Below are 17,453 nucleotides of genomic sequence, written 5' to 3' on the forward strand. Positions count from 1 at the left end.
GCCGATCCGCGCGATGGTTGACGGCCGGGGCGCCGGTCCTCACGGACGACTCAGCCCCTGACCGGGACGTCCGCGGGCACCTGGCATCCTGTCCGCATGGCACAACACGTCGAGATCCACGTCCCGCTCGCGCCCGGTGACCGCTCCCCCGCATGGGTCGAGCGGGTGGAGGACTTCCTCTACGAGCTGGACGAGGAGGGCGTGATCGAGGTCTTCGACGACGCCGAGCCGTGGAACGACGTCTGCATCTTCTTCATCGCGGGCGCCCGGGAGCCTCGCCTGATCGAGGTCGCCTCACGTGTCGCGGCGCTGGACGGCGTGCCCTCCGGCGTGTTCGCCCGCGTCACCGACGACAAGGCCGCGGACTTCGGCATGGGCCGCCGCGTCGAGCTGCGCCGCTGACGAGACCTCGTCCCAGCGGGCGAGCAGCCCCGCGGCGAGCGCGGTGGCCACGTCCGGCGCGTGGGTGTCCTTGTCGGACATCAGCGGCGGGCTGGTGAAACCCCACGGGAGGCCGAGCGCCGGGTCGAGCGGGTTGATGTCGATCTGCGTGCCGGGAACGTGGGCGGTGGAGAGCACGTAGCTGATGCACGTGTCGTCCGTCAGCGCGAGGAAGCCGTGCATCACCCCCGGCGGGATGTAGACGGACGTGCCCGTGCCGGCCTCCAGCAGCGTGCCGGCGAAGACGCCGAACGTGGGCGAGCCGACGCGCAGGTCCACCACCATGTCGCGCAGCGCACCGCGCACGCAGGTGACGAGCTTCGCCTGCCCAGGGGGTACGGCCACGCCGTGCAGCCCCCGCAGCGTGTTCGCCGCCGAGACGGAGAAGTTGACCTGCTCCGGCCGGAACGGCGTGCCGATCGCGGCCTCCAGCGACTCCACCCGGAACGACTCGTAGAACGCGCCGCGCGCGTCCACGATGTGGTGCGGGGTGAGGACGAACGCGCCCGGCACGGCCGTCTCCGTGATGCGCATCAGCGGGCCCGGACGAACTCGGTGATCGAGTCGACCATGTAGCCGATCATCTCCTCGGTGAGGCCGGGGTAGACGCCGATCCAGAACGTGTCCTCCGTGACGACATCGCTGTTGGTCAGGTCGCCGTGCACGCGGTAGTGCACGTCCTGGTACGCCGGGTGCCTGGTGAGGTTCCCGCCGAAGAACCGCCGGGTGGCGATCCGCCGGCCCTCCAGGAACGCGACCAGCTCCTGCCGGGTGAAGCCGGCCCCGGGCAGCACCGTGAGCACGAAGCCGAACCAGCTCGGGTCCGATCCGGGCGTCGGTTCGGGCAGCAGCAGGCCGGGCAGCTCGTCCAGGCCCGCACGCAGCAGTTTCCAGTTGCGGCGCCGTGCCACGCCGAAGTCCTCGATCCGCTGCAGCTGCGCCAGGCCCAGCGCGGCCTGCAGGTCCGTCGACTTCAGGTTGTAGCCGACGTGGGAGAAGATGTACTTGTGGTCGTAGCCGTGCGGCAGCGTACCCAGTTGGTGGTCGAAGCGTTTGAAGCACCGGTTGTCCTCGCCGGGCTCGCACCAGCAGTCACGGCCCCAGTCCCGCATCGACTCGACGAGCCGCGCCAGCGTGAGGTTGTCGGTCAGCACGCAGCCGCCCTCGCCCATGGTGAGGTGGTGGGCGGGGTAGAAGCTGACCGTGGCCAGGTCGCCGAACGTGCCGACCAGCTCGCCGTCGTACCGGGAGCCCACCGCGTCGCAGTTGTCCTCGATCAGGAACAGGTCGTGCTGCGCCGCGAGGTCCGCGATCTCCCGGACCGCGAACGGGTTGCCGAGCGAGTGGGCCATCATGATCGCCCTGGTCCGGGGCCCGATGGCGGCGGCGACCCGGTCCGGCGTGGTGTTGTACGTGCCGAGCTCGATGTCGACGAACACCGGGACGAGGCCGTTCTGCAGGATCGGGTTGACCGTGGTGGGGAACCCGGCCGCCACCGTGATCACCTCGTCGCCGGGCCGCAGCCGCCGCTCCTCCAGCTGCGGTGAGGTGAGCGCGCTCAGCGCGACCAGGTTCGCCGACGAGCCGGAGTTCGTCAGGTGGGCCTTGCGCACGCCGTAGTACGCGCTGAACTCGCGCTCGAACCGGCGGGAGCTGACGCCGGCCGCGATGCGCAGGTCCAGCGCGGCCTCGACCAGCGCGACCCGGTCCGTCTCGTCGAGCACGGCGCCGGACGCCAGCAGCGGCGTCTCGCCGGGGACGAACGGTCTCGGCTCGCGGCTGTGGTGGTACTCGGCGACCAGCTTGAGGATCTCGTCCTTACCGGACATCGGTGCCTGCCTCTCCGACGACGTCGCGCGTGTCCCTGATGACCTGGTCGACGTCGCCGTCCTTGAGGCCCTGATGCAGCGGGAGCAGCAGCGTGGTCCCCGCGGCGAGGTCGGTGCCGGGCAGGTCGTGCCGCGCCCGGTACGCGGGCACGCGGTGCAGCGGCGGGTACCGCAACGTCGTGTAGACGCCCCGTTCCAGCAGGCCGGCGGCGACCCGGTCGCGGATCCCGGCCGGCATCTGGATCCAGTAGAAGTAGTACGAGGACCGGTGCCCAGCGGGCAGCGGCGGCGGCAGCGTCAGACCGTCCACGCCGGACAGTTCCGTGTCGTACCGTCGCGTGATCTCCGCCCGGCGGGCGACGAATTCCGGCAGCCGGCGCAGCTGGACCAGGCCGAGCGCGGCGGTCACGTCGTTGCCGACGATCCGGCGGCCGAACTCCTGGACGTCCAGGTCCCACCACCGGTGGCTGACCCGGGCCGCGGTGAAGCCGCTGGACTGCCGCAGGCCGTGATAGGCCAGCGCGCGGGCCCGCCGGGCCAGGTCCGGATCGCGCACGTACAGCATGCCGCCGTCGCCGGTGACGAGGATCTTCATCGCGTCGAAGCTCCACATCGCGATGTCGCCGAACGTGCCGCACGCCCGGTCCCCCACGGCGGACGCGGGCGCGCAGGCGGAGTCCTCGATCAGCGTGATGCCGCGTTCCCGGCACAGCTCCGCGATCGCGACCACGTCGCCCGGGTAGCCGGCGTAGTGCAGCAGCGACACCGCCTTCGTGCGCGGCGTCAGCGCGCGTTCCACGTCCGCGCGCGACGGGTTGAGCGTGCGCGGGTCCACGTCGCAGAAGACGGGCCGGGCGCCGGTCGCGGCGATCGCGTTGGCGGCCGCGACGAAGCTGGCCGACGGCAGCACCACGTCGTCGGCCGGGCCGAGTTCGAGCAGCTCGGACGCGAGGAACAGGCCCGCGGTCGCGGAGTTGATGAACACGACGTGGTCCGGGTCGACGCCGAGGTGCACGGCCCACGCCTTCTCGAACGCCTCGGTCCGCGGCCCGTGCCCGAGCCAGTTGCTGGCGAACACCTCGGCCAGCGCGTCGAGCTCCTCCTTGCCGAGACTCGGCTGAAAGACGTTGATCACGATGTCCTCCTCGCATCGGTACGAACGCTGTCGAGCAGCGCGGCCTGGCGCACGATCGTGTCGTCCGTGGTGCCGTCGCGCACGGCCGCCACGAAGGCGCGCAGCGTGTTCGCGACCTGGTCGTCCGCGGGCAGCAGCCGTTCCTCCACGCCGTCCGCGCGCACGATCCGCAGCACCGGCCGATGGTCCGCGGGCGGCGTGAACGCGCGCCGGAGCAGCATCCGCCCGGTCGCGCCGCACAGCTCGTACTCGCAGGTGTAGACGTCGTCGAGCCCGAACGACAGCAGCGCGGTGACGCCGTCCCGCCGGTACAGCAGCGCGCTCCCGCCGACATCGACGCCGTGCGCGGGGTCGTGGCGCAACACCGCGCCGGCGACCACCAGATCCGGTCCCAGGAGCAGATGAGCCACCCGCAGCGGGTACGACCCGACGTCCAGCAGAGCCCCGCCGCCGAGCTCACGATTCAGCCGGATGTCACCGGGCTCCCGGCGCGGGATGGTGAACGTGGCCGTCATCGACCGCAGCGCGCCGATCTCCCCGGCCGCGAGCGCCGCCGCCACGGCCGCGTGCGCACTGTGCCGCAGGAACATGAAGTTCTCGGCCACCACCAGCCCGGACGACCGGGCCAGCGCGACCAGCTTCTCCGTGGTCGCCGCGTCCGTGGTGAACGGCTTCTCGGCCAGCACGTGTTTGCCGGCCAGCAGCGCGCGCTCGATCCACTCCGCGTGCAGGGCCGCCGGCAGCGGAACATAGACCGCGTCCACGTCGTCGCGGTCCAGCACGGCCTGGTAGCCGTGCACGGCGTCGCAGTCGAAGCGCCGGGCGAACTCGCGGGCCCGCGCGACGGACCGGCTTCCGACCGCGACGGTACGCAGCGAGGGCTCCGCCGCCACCGCCGGCAGGATCCGCCGGGCCGCGATGTCCGCGCACCCGAGCACGCCGAGCCTCATCGCGCGGCCCCGGGACGGCTGCACGACAGGCTGTGCAGGCAGGCGACCAGGCTGCGCGCCTGCACGTTCACGTAGTGGCTGTGCCGGATCAGCGCGGTCAGCTGGTGCACGGTCAGCCAGCGGAAGTCGGACGGGACCTGCACGTGCGCGCCGGCGTCGACCTCGACCACCAGGTACCGGTTCTGCGCGTGGTAGAACCGGCCGCCCTCCTCGGACAGGATCGTGTCGAACCGGATCGCCGAGGCGGGCGCGTTCTCGACGTCGTCCAGGAACCGCGGCCGCGCCTCCTCCGTGTAGTTGCGCGGATCGCACTGCACCGTCGGTGCCAGCTCGATGATGTCCAGGTAGCCGGGCTCGACGCGCGCGTTGACCAGCACGTGCAGCACGCCGGCGACGCGTTTGACGAGGAACGCGATCAGCCCGGTGCCGCACGGCCGGATCATCGGCTGGGTCCAGCCGCCGACCTCGCGGTTGCCGGCGCGCACGTCCACGGCCACGATCTGGAAGAACAGGCCGGACTCGTGGCCGATCGCGTCGTCCGACCGGTGCCACCGCGTGGTCTCGGCGAGCGGGGTGGGCGTGGTCCGTACCGTGTTCTCGGTCCTGGCGTCCGTGATCCAGCTGAGCACGTCGCCGGCGCTGTGCAGGCTGCCGTAGTCCTCGCTGAACGAGCGCATCACCGCGGTCTCGAAGTCGTCCGCACCGGACGTGGAGGTCGAGGCGATGCCCGCGGACGAGAACGGCAGGCAGGACAGCACCGTACGGGCGTCCATGTTGACCAGGTCGTGCTCGCCCAGCAGGCTGTGCAGCTGGCCCACGGTGACCCAGCAGAACCCGTCGAGCACCTCGATGTCGTCGGTGACCTCGACGATCATGTTCCGGTTCCGCTTGCGGTAGAACCAGGAGCCCTGCTCGGACTGCAGCACGTCGGCCAGCACCCGGCGGTGGGCGGTGTCGCGGAAGTACTCCAGGTACGGCACCGCCTTGCCGCGGTGCACGCCGGTGTAGTTGCTGCGGGTCGCCTGCACGGTCGGCGACAGCTGCACCAGGTCCGTGTTGCCCGGCTCGGCCTTGGCCTGCATCAGGCAGTGCAGGACGCCGCCGATCTCCTTGACCAGGATGCCGAGGATGCCGACCTCGGGCTGGTTGAGGATCGGCTGCGACCACTGCTTGACCGGCCCGGCCGAGACCTCGACGGACAGCCCCTGGACGGAGAAGAACTTGCCGCTGTCGTGGACCAGGTTGCCGGTGCCCGCGTCGGTGGACCATAGCCGCATCTCGTCGAACGCGATCCGGCGGACGTCCATGGCCTCCCGGTCGCGGCGCCGCGCGAACCAGCGGTGGAAGTCCGGCAGCCCGATCACGCCGCTCGGGGTGAGCGCGGACTGCGCGATGCGGACCGAGTCGACGAGCTCGAAGGTGCGCAGGAGCTGGGTCATCGCGGCCTCAGTGCTCATCGAGGAAGTCGATGATCCGCCCGAACACGTCCAGCGCGGCGCCACGGCCGATGAAGGCGTCCATGTGCCCGTACCCCGGTATCTCGGTGTATCGCACGTCCAGCTGCGGCTGCCGGCGGGACAGGAGGTCGTGGCACAACCGGTTGGAGTCCTGCCAGATCTTGTTCTTGCTGCCGGACATCAGCAGCACCGGCGTGTCGATGCGGTGCGCGCTCTCCAGTGCGTTCTCCGGCAGCCGGGCGTAGCGGCGGTCGCGGTTGTTCCAGCGCATCACGGAGTGGGCCAGCTCGTTGCGGCGCATGTGCGGCAAGATCCACGTGGGTACGGACCCGAACAGCTCGGACAGCCGGTCGTGCGTGCGCTTGTCCAGCTTGTCGTGCTCGAACAGCGAGGCGCCGGTCGCCCAGGCGGAGTTGTGCAGCATCTGGCAGGTCGGGTCCGGGCAGTCCGCGCCCAGCGACGCCAGCCCGAAGATCGGCGTGTACCGCGACCGCAGCCCGACCTTCTTGATGTCCACCGGCACGTGCGTGAACCGCGACCGCAGCAGTTCCCCGCCGAGGTGCGAGCGGAGCCGGACCGTCCAGGTCACCTTCGGCGTCAGGAACACGCCGTGCGCCACCACGCCGGCCAGCCCGGGGATGAGCCCGGCGGCCAGCGACATGGACAGCGCCATCGCGCCGACGCAGTGTGCGACCACGAACAGTTTGCGGTCGCCGATCTGCCCCCGGATGTACGCCGCGGCCTCGGGCAGGTCGTAGAGCGACACGTCGTCGTAGGAGTACCGCACCCGCCCCTCGTTGTACGGCAGGCGGCTGCTGCCCCGCCAGTCCAGCAGCCACGGCTCGTAGCCGGCGTCGAGCAGCACGTCGACCAGGTTGCGGATCTCGGGCAGCGTGAAGATCTCGCTGGACACGGTGTGGCCGTGCACGAGCAGGACGGCGGGCCGGCCCGGCTCGCGGCTGATCCGGCACAGTCCCAGATCCGTGCCGTCCGAGGTCCGGAACGGCACCCGGTCCACCACGGCGCCGTCGAACCTCGCGGGCATCTGCGACATCATCGCGCCCTCACTCTCTTCTTGATCGTCGCGCGGTCCTGGTCGAGGTCGCTCTCGCGCTGGCGGTCGATCGCGTCCTTGCGCAGGTCGAGCAGGTCGGCCAGGAGCCGGAACCCGGGCTCCAGCAGGCCTCGGGTCATCTCCGGCAGGAACCAGGACAGCCACGCGAGCTTCGCGGTGCGCTGTTCCTGGGCGGACAGCCGCGGATCCACCTGAATGCCGTCGAACTGGTCGCGCAGGTAGCTCTTGGACGGCACCTTCAGCACGCCGGAGAACGTGGCCGGTTCGCCCTCGCGTCCGATCTCGACGGTCAGCGTCCGGGACTGCTTCCACAGGTCACGGCGGGGGCGGGCCATCTTCCAGCCCTCCAGCCACCAGCGTTGGCCGTCGGCGTCGCGCAGGCGCAGGTCGTACCGCAGCAGGGGGTGGTCGAATCCGCCCTGGAGCGGCACGCCCTCGTCCGGGCGGATCCACACCTCACCGGACTCCACCGTGAGCAGCTGGTCGTGCAGCTTGAGCTTGCCCCGCCGCACGTCGAGCGTGCGCTTGTCCTGGCGGGTCAGCTGGTACATGCTCGCGATGGACAGCGTGATGCGCAGCGCGGCCGGTTTGTCGTCGATGCGGCCCTTCATCGTCTCCGGGAACCACAGGTACGGCGCGTCCTCGGCGCTGGGCAGCGTGACCAGGCCGTCGCGGGCCATCCGCTCGTAGTTCTTCAGGCTCTGCTCGGCGCCGTAACGCACCGGCGCGGGCAGGTCGTGCCGGGCCGCGAACGCCTCCGTGCGCGTGCCGGTCGCGGCCGGGCTGGACAGGTTCGCCTCGCACAGCTGCATCGCGGTCGGGCTGCGCATGACCCGGGCCAGGAAGTCCAGGCCCGGCACCGGATCGGCCTCGGCGCGCGCGATGAAGTCCTCGCGCCAGTCCTCCCAGTGCATCACCTCGACGTTCATCCCGCCGAGCTCCAGGTCGCGGACCAGCTCCGACATGGCGTTCGGCCGGCCGGTCAGGTTGTAGTTCTGCCCCCAGCCGTCCGGCTCGTAGACGATCGCGGCGGCCATCTGGCTCACCCAGTCCACCGGCGCGACGTTGAAGAACCGGAACGCCGGCACCGTGCGATAGCGCGAGAACGCGGCCGAGAAACCACAGCTCAGGTCGTGCGCGTTGTAGGCGCCGGTCTGGGTGTGCCCGCCGATCCCGCCCGGCCGCAGCACGGTCGCGACCAGGCCGCGCTCGCGGGCGCGACGCAGCAGCACCTCGGCCGCCCACTTGGACTTGTCGTAGCCGGCCACCAGCCGGTTGATGTGCGCGAGCGGGTCGTCCTCGCCCATCGAGGCGATGCCGATCTCGTTGAACACGGCCACGGACGACACGTGGTGCAGCGGCTTGGACGGGCCGGTCATCGCCAGCTCCGCCAGCGTCCGTACCGCGACCACGTTCGACTGCCGCAGCGACGGGTAGCCGCGCAGGAAGTCCACGGCCGCGGCCACGTTCACGATCGAGTCCAGCTCGCGGGTGAGCGTGTCCCACACCGGCTCGGACAGTCCCAGCCGCGGCCGCCGGATGTCGCCGGCCAGCACGGTGGTCCGGCGGCGCACCTCACCGGACCAGGGCAGGTCGAAGCCGGCCAGCGCGTCGCCGAGCCGGCGGAGCGCGGCCTCGTCGTCGTCCGCGCGCACGATGCACACCACGTGCGCGTCGCCGCGCCGCAGCAGGTCCAGCAGCAGGTGGCCGCCGAGGAAGCCGGTCGCGCCGGTCAGCAGGATCCGGCGCGGCGTGACCGGCAGCGGCGCGTCGCACCACGGCAGGTCGTCGCCGAGCGACAGGTCCGCGGCGATCATGTCGAGGTCGCTGCCCTCGACCGGGACCAGGCTGGCCGGGACGGCGGCGACCAGCGCGGCACCGGGCGGGGCGCCGTGGGCGGTGAGCCAGCGTTCGGCCAGCTTGCGGGGGCGGGCGTCGGCGAAGACGTCGTCCAGTTCGATCGTGATGCCGTGGTCGCGGTCGAGCGCGGCGACCAGCTCGACCGCGTTGACGGAGGAGGCGCCGGCGTCGAACAGGTCGATCTCGGCGTGGAGGTCGCGGCCCGGCATCAGGCGTCCGGCCGCGGTGAGGATCGCCGAGGTCAGCCGGTCCACGGTCCAATCCCCCGGCGGTACGGCCGGCCGGTGGACCGCGGGCGCGGCGTCCTGCTCCGCGGACGTGGCGATTTCCTGGCGGGCCGGAGGCGTGACGCTCGTCTGGCGGGCCGAAGGCGTGACGCTCGTCTGGCGGACCGCGGCCAGCAGGTCCGCGACGCGGGCGGACCGGTCGCCGCCGCCGTCGATCAGCTCACCCTCCCACCGCCGGTCGACCTCACGGTTGCGTGCGGTCGGTTCAGTCATCGGGCACCTCCACCTTGTGCATCGGCCACCTCGTGCGCGCCCGGACTCCACGATCTGAACGCCCGGAGTCGATCCGGCGCGACCATCGCGTCCAGCCGTGTGTCGTCCACGTGCCCGCCGCCCAGCGCGGCCACCAGCCGCCGGGCCGGCACGTTGCGGGGCGTGTTCTCCGCGATCAGCCGCACCGACGCGCACCCGAGCGCCCCGGCACGGTCGGCCAGCCAGGCCAGCAGCCGTTCCTCGGCGCCGCGGCCGAGGACACGGCAGCTCAGCATCCACGCCACCACCTCGAGCACGCCGTCGTCCGGGCGCAGGACCAGCAGGCCGATCTGGCCGTACTCGCCGAACCGGTCGCGGGCCGCCACGGTCCACACCTCGCCGTCGCGCTGCCATCGGGTGAGCGCGGGCTCGTCCAGCTGCCCCGGCCGGAGGTTGAACTGGTTCGTGCGCCGGCTCAACTGCGCGGACCGTTCCGTCGTGGCCTCGGTCAGCGGCGCGATGTCGAGTTCGAGCCGCAGGTCCGCGAGGAAGTCCGCGAAGCTCGCCTGCGCGCGGGCCTCGGTGCGGGATTTCTCCTGGCGGTAGAAGTCCGCGCGGGACGCGTCCTCCGCGGTCGCGGGCCGGGGCGCGGCGGGCCACAGCCGGCGGACGAACGCCTCGACCTCGCCGCCGGGCGGGCAGGTCACGCACAGCACCTCGGGCAGCGTGGCGCGGACCGCGGCGATCTCCACCGGGTTGTCGTCGAGGAACAGGAACGCGTCCAGGCCGAGGTTTAGCTCCCGGGCGACGGCCTCGATCCTGGCCGATTTCGGCTCCCAGCCGGCCGAGATCACGCTGAAGTGGTCCGCGGTCAGCGGCATGTCCGGGCGGGCCAGCACCGCCCGTACCGTCTCGGCGTCGTTGTTCGACACCAGCGCCAGCAGCACACCGGCGTCCCGCCAGGAGATCAACCGCCGGATCAACATCTCCCGGGGTACGACGTGGTCCGCGCCGATCTCACCGGCGACACCGTCCCACAGCGTCTCGTCGCCGTCGACCACGATCACCTTGGGTGGCGGACGGTGCAGGCTGGTCAGCACGTCGCTGACGGTGAGCGCGATGACCGCCTCGAACTCGGCGTCGTACGGCAGGTGGGCCAGCGCGTCGAGGCGCTCGTCGAACGGGTCGCGCTCGTGGTGCCAGTCGCCGTCCTCCAGCACCGCGATGCCGGGGTGGTCGCGCAGCTGCGCGGCCAGGTTCCGCTCCCACCCGCGGGTGTCGTCGGTGGCCGTGCGCGCGGGCGGGAAGCCGACGATCAGCGGGAATCCGGTGCGGTCGGCCAGCGTGCGCAGCGCGTCAGGATATCGGGCGCCGAGGTCGGCGAGCAGCGCGTCGGTGAGCGGCCCGAACCGGCCGAAGTCGGCGGCGCGGATCAGGACCACGGCGGCGGTGGCGGAGGGCGCGCGCAGGGCTCCGGCCGGGTCGAGCAGGGCAGAGAGCACGTGATGGTACGGCGCTTCCGTCACCTCGAGACCGGTCGTGGCTCCGAGCAGCGCCGGCAGGTTGCCCAGCGCGAACGTGGCCGCGACCGCGATGTCTCCGGGTGCGGGCGCGGCCTCCGCGTCCTCGAGCGCCATGTCCTCCGGGACTGTCACGTCCCCGCGCACGGATGCGATCGTCGATTCCCCTGCCGCGAGCGGCACTGCCGTCTCCTCGGGCGCGGGCGGATCCGCCACGAGCTCGGCCACGGGCGGATCCGCCACGAGCTCGGCCACGGGCGGATCCGCCGCGAGCTCGGCCACGGGCAGGGCCGGGAGCGCCGGGTCCTCGGAAACCGCGGCGATCAGGTCGAGGAACTGCGCGCCGAGCCGGCCGCACGTCTCGTCGTCGAGGATGTCGAGGTTGTAGTCCAGGCGCAGCTCACCGATGTCCGCGGTCACCGTGACCATGAGGTCCAGGTCGGAGTAGCCGGTGCCGAACGGCAGCACCCGCACTCCGCGTACCTTCCCCGTCTGTGGCCTGATGTAGTTGACGTAGGTCTCGACCAGCGGCGCGCCCGGCCGGTGCAATCCCTGCGCCACCAGCACCGGCATCGTGTCGAAGAACGAGGTCCCCGGCTCCAGCACGCCGATCAGCCGCTGATCCGTCCGGCGGAGCACGTCGGCGACCTGGTCCCCCGCCGACACCTGCGCCGGGAACGGGATCGGCACCCCGAAGTAGCCGACCGCGTCCACCGACCCGGTGTGCATCCGCGTGTCGACCGGCACCGCGAGCGCGAACCGTTCCTGCCCGCGCAGTCGCGCCAGCAGCACCTGCAGCGTCCCCAGCCAGAACGCGGCCGGCGTGACGCCGATCCGTGCGGCCTGTGCCGCGACCCGTTCCTCGACGCCCTCGGGGATGCTGATCGACCGGACAGCCGCGCGGAAACTCCGCGTCGCCGGCCGCGGTCGCGCCAGCGTCAGATCGAGTCGCCGGACACCGGTGAACAGCTCCCGCCACTCTGCCGCCGCCACCGCCTTCTCGGCCGGCTGTGCGCGCAACAGGTCGTCGATGTCCTTGTTGGACGGTGAATCGTAAGTGTCCACGCCGGACAGTGCCGCGCCGATCTCCGCCGCGATCAGCATGAGCGACGGCGCGTCGGACACCGCATGGTGCGCGCCGTAGACCAGCACCTGCTGCCCGGACGCCGCATCGAGCATCTCGAACCGCCACAGCGGCCCGGCTGCCAGCGCGAACGCCGGTTCCATCAGCGCGCGCAGCCGCGCCGCCACGTCCACGTCGTCGCCGACCGCCGACCAGCGCAGCAGCGGCCCCTGCGGCTGCCGGTGCACCTCGAACTCCCGATGGTTCCCGGTGATCGCGGTCCGCAGCGCCGGATGCCGGTCCGCGATCCGGTCCAGGATCCCGGCGAGGCGTTCGGGCGTCGTCGGCACGTCCAGCCGCAACGCGGAGCCGATGTGGTGCGTGGCCGCGGGGGTGCCGTGCTGTTCGGCGCGCAGCAGCCGCGTGGTGTCGCGGGTGACCGGGTAGCGCGCCACGTCCGGAACCGGCTCGTCCGGCGCCGCCGTGCTGGTCGCCGCCGCTGCGGCACCGCCGAGGAGATGCTCCGCGATGTCGGTGACACTGGCCCCGTTGAGCAGCATCGCGACCGGCACCACACGACCGAAGGACAATTCGACCATCGCACGGGTACGCATCGCCGTCACCGAATCCATGCCCATCGTGGACAGTGGCGTCGTCACGTCGAGTTCGCCGGGCGCGTAGCCCATCAGCCCCGCGATCCCGGCCCGCAGCCGCGTCTCCAGATCGCCAGCGCCGGCACCGTCGTCGGCACCGCCCCGGCCGTCACCGTCACGACCGCCGTCACCGTCACGACCGCCGTTGCCGTCGCCGGACAGGGCCGCGCGGTGCGGGACCAGCCCGGTCAGCGCCGGTGCCAGCAGTCCGGGGTCCGCCGACGCGAGCACGGTCAGGTCCAGCCCCAGGGCCAGCAGGACCGGTGCGGAGGCGGCCGGCGCGGCATCGAAGAGGGCGAGCCCCTGCCCGGTGCTCAGCGCGGTCATCCAGTCCCCGTCGAGCCGCCGCAGTTCCGCGTCGGCCAGGTGTTCGGTCATCCCGGTGCGCGCGGCCCAGTACCCCCAGGCGAGCGCGAGTCCGGGCTTCCCGTGCGCGCGCCGGTGCTGCATCAGCGCGTCCAGGAACGTGTTCGCCGCCGCATAGTTGCCCTGTCCCGCGTTGCCGAGCGTGCCGGCCGCGGACGAGAACACCACGAACGCGGACAGGTCCAGGCCCTCGGTCAGCTCGTGCAGGTGCCAGGCCGCATCCGCCTTGGGCCGCAGCACGTGATCCACCCGCTCCGGCGTCAGCGACCCGAGCACGCCGTCGTCGAGCACCCCCGCCGCGTGCACGACCGCGGTCACCGGCACCCCGGCGAGCGCGGCCGCCAACTGCTCCCGGTCGGACACGTCGCAGGCCAGGATCGTGACCCGCGCGCCCAGCTCCGCGCGCAGCGCCGCCGCGCCCTCGGCCTCCGGGCCCTGCCGGGACAGCAGCAGCAGGTGCCGGGCACCCCGCGCGGCCGCGTGCCGTGCCAGCTGCGCGCCGAGCCCGCCGGTCCCACCGGTGATCAGCACGGTGCCGTCACCCCACGCGTGATGCCGTGGCGCGGCCGGGGACTCGATGCGCGTCAACCGCGGGACGTGGAGACGCCCGCCGCGCACCGCGACCTGCGGCAGCCCGGACGCGACGGCATCCCGCAGCCCGGATGCGTCCGCGTGCCGTTGCGCAGCCGCGACGGCTTCACGCGGGCCGGTCGTGCCGTGCGGCTCCAGGTCGACGATGCTGATCCGGCCCGGGTTCTCCGACTGGGCGCTGCGGGCCAGTCCCCAGACCGCGGCCTGGACCGGATCGGGGTCGTCGGCCAGCACCGCGCCGCGCGTCACCACCACGAACCGGGTCGCGCGCAGCGCGTTGCCGGCCAGGCCGTCGTTGAGGTCCCGGAGCAGCGCGAAGAGCCCGGTCCGGACCGCCGCCGGCACGTCGCCGCCCTTGGACGCCGTCACCGGCAGCAGCACGACGTCCGGCGCGCCGGTCAGCTCCCGGATCGAGTCGAAGACCGGAGCATCCACCCTCAGCCCGGAGCCGATCATCGCCCACGCGCCGGGCGTGCCCGTCGGCGCTGAGCCGATCATTGATCCTGCGGCCGACGTCGGCGTGCCCGGGTGCTCCGCCCAGTCCAGGCGCAGCAGGGTCGGCACGCCGCGGGCGGGGTCGCGCATCTGCTCACGGGCGGTCGGCCGGCTCAGCAGCGAGTCGATCGTGATGACCGGGGTGCCGGACGCGTCGACGGCCAGGATCGAGACCGCGTCGGTGCCCGCGGGTGCTATGCGGACCCGCAGCGTGTCCGTGCCCCGAGCGTGCCGGCTGATGCCGTTCCAGGCGAACGGCAGCCGGGGCTTCTCCCGGTCCTCCCCCAGCGCGCTGCCGTGGAGCGCGGCGTCGAGCAGCGCCGGGTGCAGCCCGAACCGCCCGCCGCCACGCACCCGTGCCTCGGCGAAGATCTCGTCGCCGCGCCGCCACATCCGGGTGAGCCCCTGGAACGCGGGCCCGTACTCCAGTCCGATCTCGGCGAGCGCCGGATACACGCCGTCGACCGGCACTTCCGTCGCGTCCGCGGGCGGCAGGTCAACCCCATCAGCCGGTACGGCCTGCCGGGTCAGCGTGCCCGTGGCGTGCCGGACCCATTCACCCGATATTTCCGCATGAACGGTGACCGGGCGAGCGTCCTCGCGGGCAGCGCCGACCGTCACCTGCAGCCGGACCTGGCCCTCCTCGGGCAGGATCAGCGGCTTCTCCAGGACCAGCTCGGCCAGTCGTGTCCAGCCCAGCGCCTCCCCCGCGTGCAACGCCAGCTCCAGGAACGCGGTGCCCGGCAGCACGGCCGAGCCCCAGACCCGGTGATCGGCCAGCCAGGCGTGCGATGCGAGCGAGATCGTGCCGGTCAGGACCGCACCCTGGTCCGCGGCCAGCACCACGACCGTGTCGAGCAGCGGGTGCGCCGCGGTGTCCCGCCCGGCCCGCGCCGGCAGCCAGTAGCGCTGCCGCGCGAACGCGTACGTCGGCAGCGATACCCGCCGCCCGCCGCGCAGCAGCCCCTCCCAGGCGACCGGCGCCCCGGCCACGAACGCCGCCGCCGCGGCCGCGGTCACCCGGTCCAGGTCGCCGTCGTCGCGGCGCAGCGTGTCCACGACCTTCGCCGCGGACCCGCGCGCGTCCACCGTCTCCTGGATCGCGACCCCGAGCACCGGATGCGGGCTGACCTCGATGATCACGTCGGCGCCCCGGTCCAGCAGCACGCCGGTGGCCTGCGCGAACTCGACGGTCTGCCGCAGGTTGCGGTACCAGTAGTCCGCGTCCAGCTCCGCCGTGTCCAGCAGCCCGCCGGTCACCGACGACACGAACGGGACCTCGCCGGTGCGCGGCCTGATCGGCGCCAGCGCCTGCCGCAGCTCGTCGCGGATGCGTTCCACGTGCGCGGAGTGCGAGGCGTAGTCGACGTCGATCCGGCGCGCCCGGATCCCGTCCTGCTCGGCGCGGGCCAGCAACGGGGCGAGCGCCTCGGGCGCGCCGGAGACGACCGTGGACCCGGGCCCGTTGATCGCGGCGATCGACAGGTCCGGCGCCATCTCCCGCACGCGGTCGGCCGGTGCCGCCACCGCGGCCATCCCGCCGGCGCCGGACAGCGCGGTCAGCGCCTTGCTGCGCAGTGCCACCACCCGGGCCGCGTCCTCCAGCGACAGCCCGCCGGCCACGACCGCGGCGGCGATCTCGCCCTGGCTGTGCCCGGCCACGTACGCGGGCTTCACGCCGAGCGACTCCCACACCGCGGCCAGCGACACCATCACGGCCCAGGACACCGGCTGCACCACGTCGACGCGGTCCAGCCGCAGATCCTCGTCGCGCAGCGACCAGTCGACGTACGCGCGCAGCGCCCGGTCGCACTCGTCCATCCGCGCGGCGAACACCGGCGACGACGACAGTAACGCCCGGCCCATGCCCGCCCACTGCGCGCCCTGGCCCGGGAACACGAACGCGGCCACACCGAGGCCGGCGCGTCCCCGTACCCCCTCCTGGTGGTGAATCAACGCCGTCAGGGCCTTGACCTGGTCGCCCAGGAGGACGGCCCGGTGCGCGAAGTGCGCGCGGCCGGACGCCAGCGAGAACGCCACATCCGCCACGGACAGCCCGGGATCGGCCTGGACGCGGGCCGCCAGCCGCGCGGCCTGGTCCCGCAGGCCGGACGCGGTCCGGCTGCTCAGCACCCACGGCGCCACCGGCCCCGCGGGCTCCGCCGGTGCCTCGTCCGGTGCCTGTTCCAGGATCACGTGCGCGTTCGTGCCGCTGATGCCGAAGGAGGAGACGCCGGCGCGCCGCGGATGTCCGGTCTCGGGCCAGGGTGTCGTGCCGGTCGCCAGTGAGACCGCGCCCTCGGACCAGTCGACGCGCGACGTGGGCTCGTCCACGTGCAGCGTCTTCGGGACCGTGGCGTGCCGCAGCGCCAGCACCATCTTGATCACGCCGGCGATCCCGGCGGCGGCCTGGGTGTGGCCGATGTTGGACTTGAGCGAGCCGAGCAACAGGGGTACGGGCCGTTCCCTGCCGTAGGCCGCGATCACGGCCTGGGCCTCGATCGGGTCGCCGAGCCGGGTGCCGGTCCCGTGTCCCTCCACCACGTCGACGTCGGTGTGCCCGAGCCGCGCGTCGGCCAGTGCCTCGCGGATGACGCGCTGCTGGGACGGGCCGTTCGGCGCGGTCAGGCCGTTGGAGGCGCCGTCCTGGTTGACGGCGGTACCGCGGATGACCGCCAGGACCCGATGGCCGAGACGCTTCGCGTCGGAGAGCCGTTCCAGCACGACCGTGCCGACGCCCTCGGAGAAGCCGGTCCCGTCCGCGGCGGAGGCGAAGGCCCGGCAGCGCCCGTCCGCGGACAGGCCGCGCTGGTGGGCGAACTCGACGAACAGGTCCGGCGTGACCAGCACGGACGCGCCGCCGGTCAGCGCCAGCGCGCACTCGCCGGACCGCAGCGACCGGACCGCCAGGTGCATCGCCACCAGCGACGACGAGCAGGCGGTGTCGATGGTGATCGCGGGCCCCTCCAGGCCGAGCGTGTACGCGATGCGCCCGGAGAGCAGGCTGGCCGCGCCGCCGGTCAGCGCGTGGCCGGCGACCTCCGGGGCCCGCATGGCGCGGTGCGCGTACTCCTGCACGGTCGTCCCGGTGAACACGCCGGTGCGGCTGCCCCGCAGCGTGCGCGGGTTGATCGCGGCGTCCTCGAGCGCCTCCCACGTCGACTCCAGCAGCAGTCGTTGCTGCGGGTCCATGGCCAGCGCCTCGCGGGGCGAGATGCCGAAGAACCCGGCGTCGAAGTCGCCGGCGCCGTCCAGGAAGCCGCCGCGCCGCGTGTAGGTGCGGCCGGGCAGGCCCGGCTCCGGGTCGTAGAGCGTCTCCAGGTCCCAGCCGCGGTCGGCCGGGAAGTCCCCGATCGCGTCCACGCCGTCCGCGACCAGGTCCCACAGCTGGTCCGGGGAGGCCACGCCGCCGGGCAGCCGGCAGCTCATGCCCACGATCGCGATCGGCTCGGCCGGCCGTTCCCGCTCCTCACGGAGCTGTTCGCGGGTGTCGTGCAGCTCGACCGCGACGTGTTTGAGGTATTCGAGCAGTTCGGCTT

The 17,453-nt window shown here is 72.9% G+C and carries 8 protein-coding genes and 1 pseudogene; 1 reads left to right on the forward strand and 8 read right to left on the reverse strand.

Features of this window, described 5'->3' with window-relative positions; translation table 11 throughout:
* Positions 1-96 precede the first annotated feature (96 nt).
* Entirely contained in the window at positions 97-402 is a 306-nt protein-coding gene (locus OP04_RS33775; RefSeq protein ID WP_033343999.1) for a hypothetical protein, read from the forward strand.
* Here the strand turns inward: OP04_RS33775 and OP04_RS33780 are convergent.
* The 8 genes and pseudogenes from OP04_RS33780 to OP04_RS50365 form a co-directional block, all read right to left on the reverse strand.
* Entirely contained in the window at positions 295-975 is a 681-nt protein-coding gene (locus tag OP04_RS33780) for a dTDP-4-dehydrorhamnose 3,5-epimerase family protein (protein WP_063746735.1), read from the reverse strand. The genes OP04_RS33775 and OP04_RS33780 overlap by 108 nt on opposite strands.
* On the reverse strand, positions 975-2,270 hold the full coding sequence (gene rfbH / locus OP04_RS33785) for a lipopolysaccharide biosynthesis protein RfbH (protein ID WP_033344000.1): 1,296 nt from the start codon (positions 2,268-2,270) through the stop codon (positions 975-977). The genes OP04_RS33780 and rfbH overlap by 1 nt, the downstream gene beginning before the upstream one ends.
* The gene (locus tag OP04_RS33790; protein ID WP_033344001.1) at positions 2,260-3,405 is read right to left on the reverse strand and encodes a DegT/DnrJ/EryC1/StrS family aminotransferase; all 1,146 of its coding nucleotides are present in this window, start codon (positions 3,403-3,405) and stop codon (positions 2,260-2,262) included. The genes rfbH and OP04_RS33790 overlap by 11 nt, the downstream gene beginning before the upstream one ends.
* Positions 3,402-4,355, reverse strand: a complete 954-nt coding sequence (locus OP04_RS33795) for a Gfo/Idh/MocA family protein (RefSeq protein ID WP_033344077.1) — start codon at positions 4,353-4,355, stop codon at positions 3,402-3,404. The genes OP04_RS33790 and OP04_RS33795 overlap by 4 nt, the downstream gene beginning before the upstream one ends.
* Positions 4,352-5,812 (reverse strand): NDP-hexose 2,3-dehydratase family protein, encoded by a 1,461-nt coding sequence (locus OP04_RS33800; RefSeq protein WP_051799496.1) that lies wholly within the window; start codon positions 5,810-5,812, stop codon positions 4,352-4,354. The genes OP04_RS33795 and OP04_RS33800 overlap by 4 nt, the downstream gene beginning before the upstream one ends.
* Positions 5,802-6,857: an alpha/beta hydrolase gene (locus tag OP04_RS33805; RefSeq protein WP_232323836.1), complete on the reverse strand. Its 1,056-nt coding sequence runs from the start codon at positions 6,855-6,857 to the stop codon at positions 5,802-5,804. Before OP04_RS33805 ends, OP04_RS33800 begins: the two co-directional genes overlap by 11 nt.
* Positions 6,858-6,865: 8 nt before the next feature.
* Positions 6,866-9,247 (reverse strand): thioester reductase domain-containing protein, encoded by a 2,382-nt coding sequence (locus OP04_RS33810; protein WP_033344004.1) that lies wholly within the window; start codon positions 9,245-9,247, stop codon positions 6,866-6,868.
* Positions 9,244-17,364, reverse strand: a pseudogene (locus OP04_RS50365) (HAD-IIIC family phosphatase); the annotation flags it as partial. The pseudogene OP04_RS50365 and the gene OP04_RS33810, both read right to left, overlap by 4 nt.
* Positions 17,365-17,453: the final 89 nt, after the last annotated feature.

The sequence above is a fragment of the Catenuloplanes japonicus genome (assembly GCF_000717135.1).
GTDB lineage: Bacteria > Actinomycetota > Actinomycetes > Mycobacteriales > Micromonosporaceae > Catenuloplanes > Catenuloplanes japonicus.

Coding starts and splice junctions, on each gene's coding strand:
- OP04_RS33780 (WP_063746735.1), bottom strand. CDS start 975: ATGCGCATCACGGAGACGGCCGTGCCGGGCGCGTTCGTCCTCACCCCG.
- OP04_RS33795 (WP_033344077.1), bottom strand. CDS start 4,355: ATGAGGCTCGGCGTGCTCGGGTGCGCGGACATCGCGGCCCGGCGGATC.
- OP04_RS33775 (WP_033343999.1), top strand. CDS start 97: ATGGCACAACACGTCGAGATCCACGTCCCGCTCGCGCCCGGTGACCGC.
- OP04_RS33810 (WP_033344004.1), bottom strand. CDS start 9,247: ATGACTGAACCGACCGCACGCAACCGTGAGGTCGACCGGCGGTGGGAG.
- OP04_RS33800 (WP_051799496.1), bottom strand. CDS start 5,812: ATGAGCACTGAGGCCGCGATGACCCAGCTCCTGCGCACCTTCGAGCTC.
- OP04_RS33805 (WP_232323836.1), bottom strand. CDS start 6,857: ATGCCCGCGAGGTTCGACGGCGCCGTGGTGGACCGGGTGCCGTTCCGG.
- rfbH (WP_033344000.1), bottom strand. CDS start 2,270: ATGTCCGGTAAGGACGAGATCCTCAAGCTGGTCGCCGAGTACCACCAC.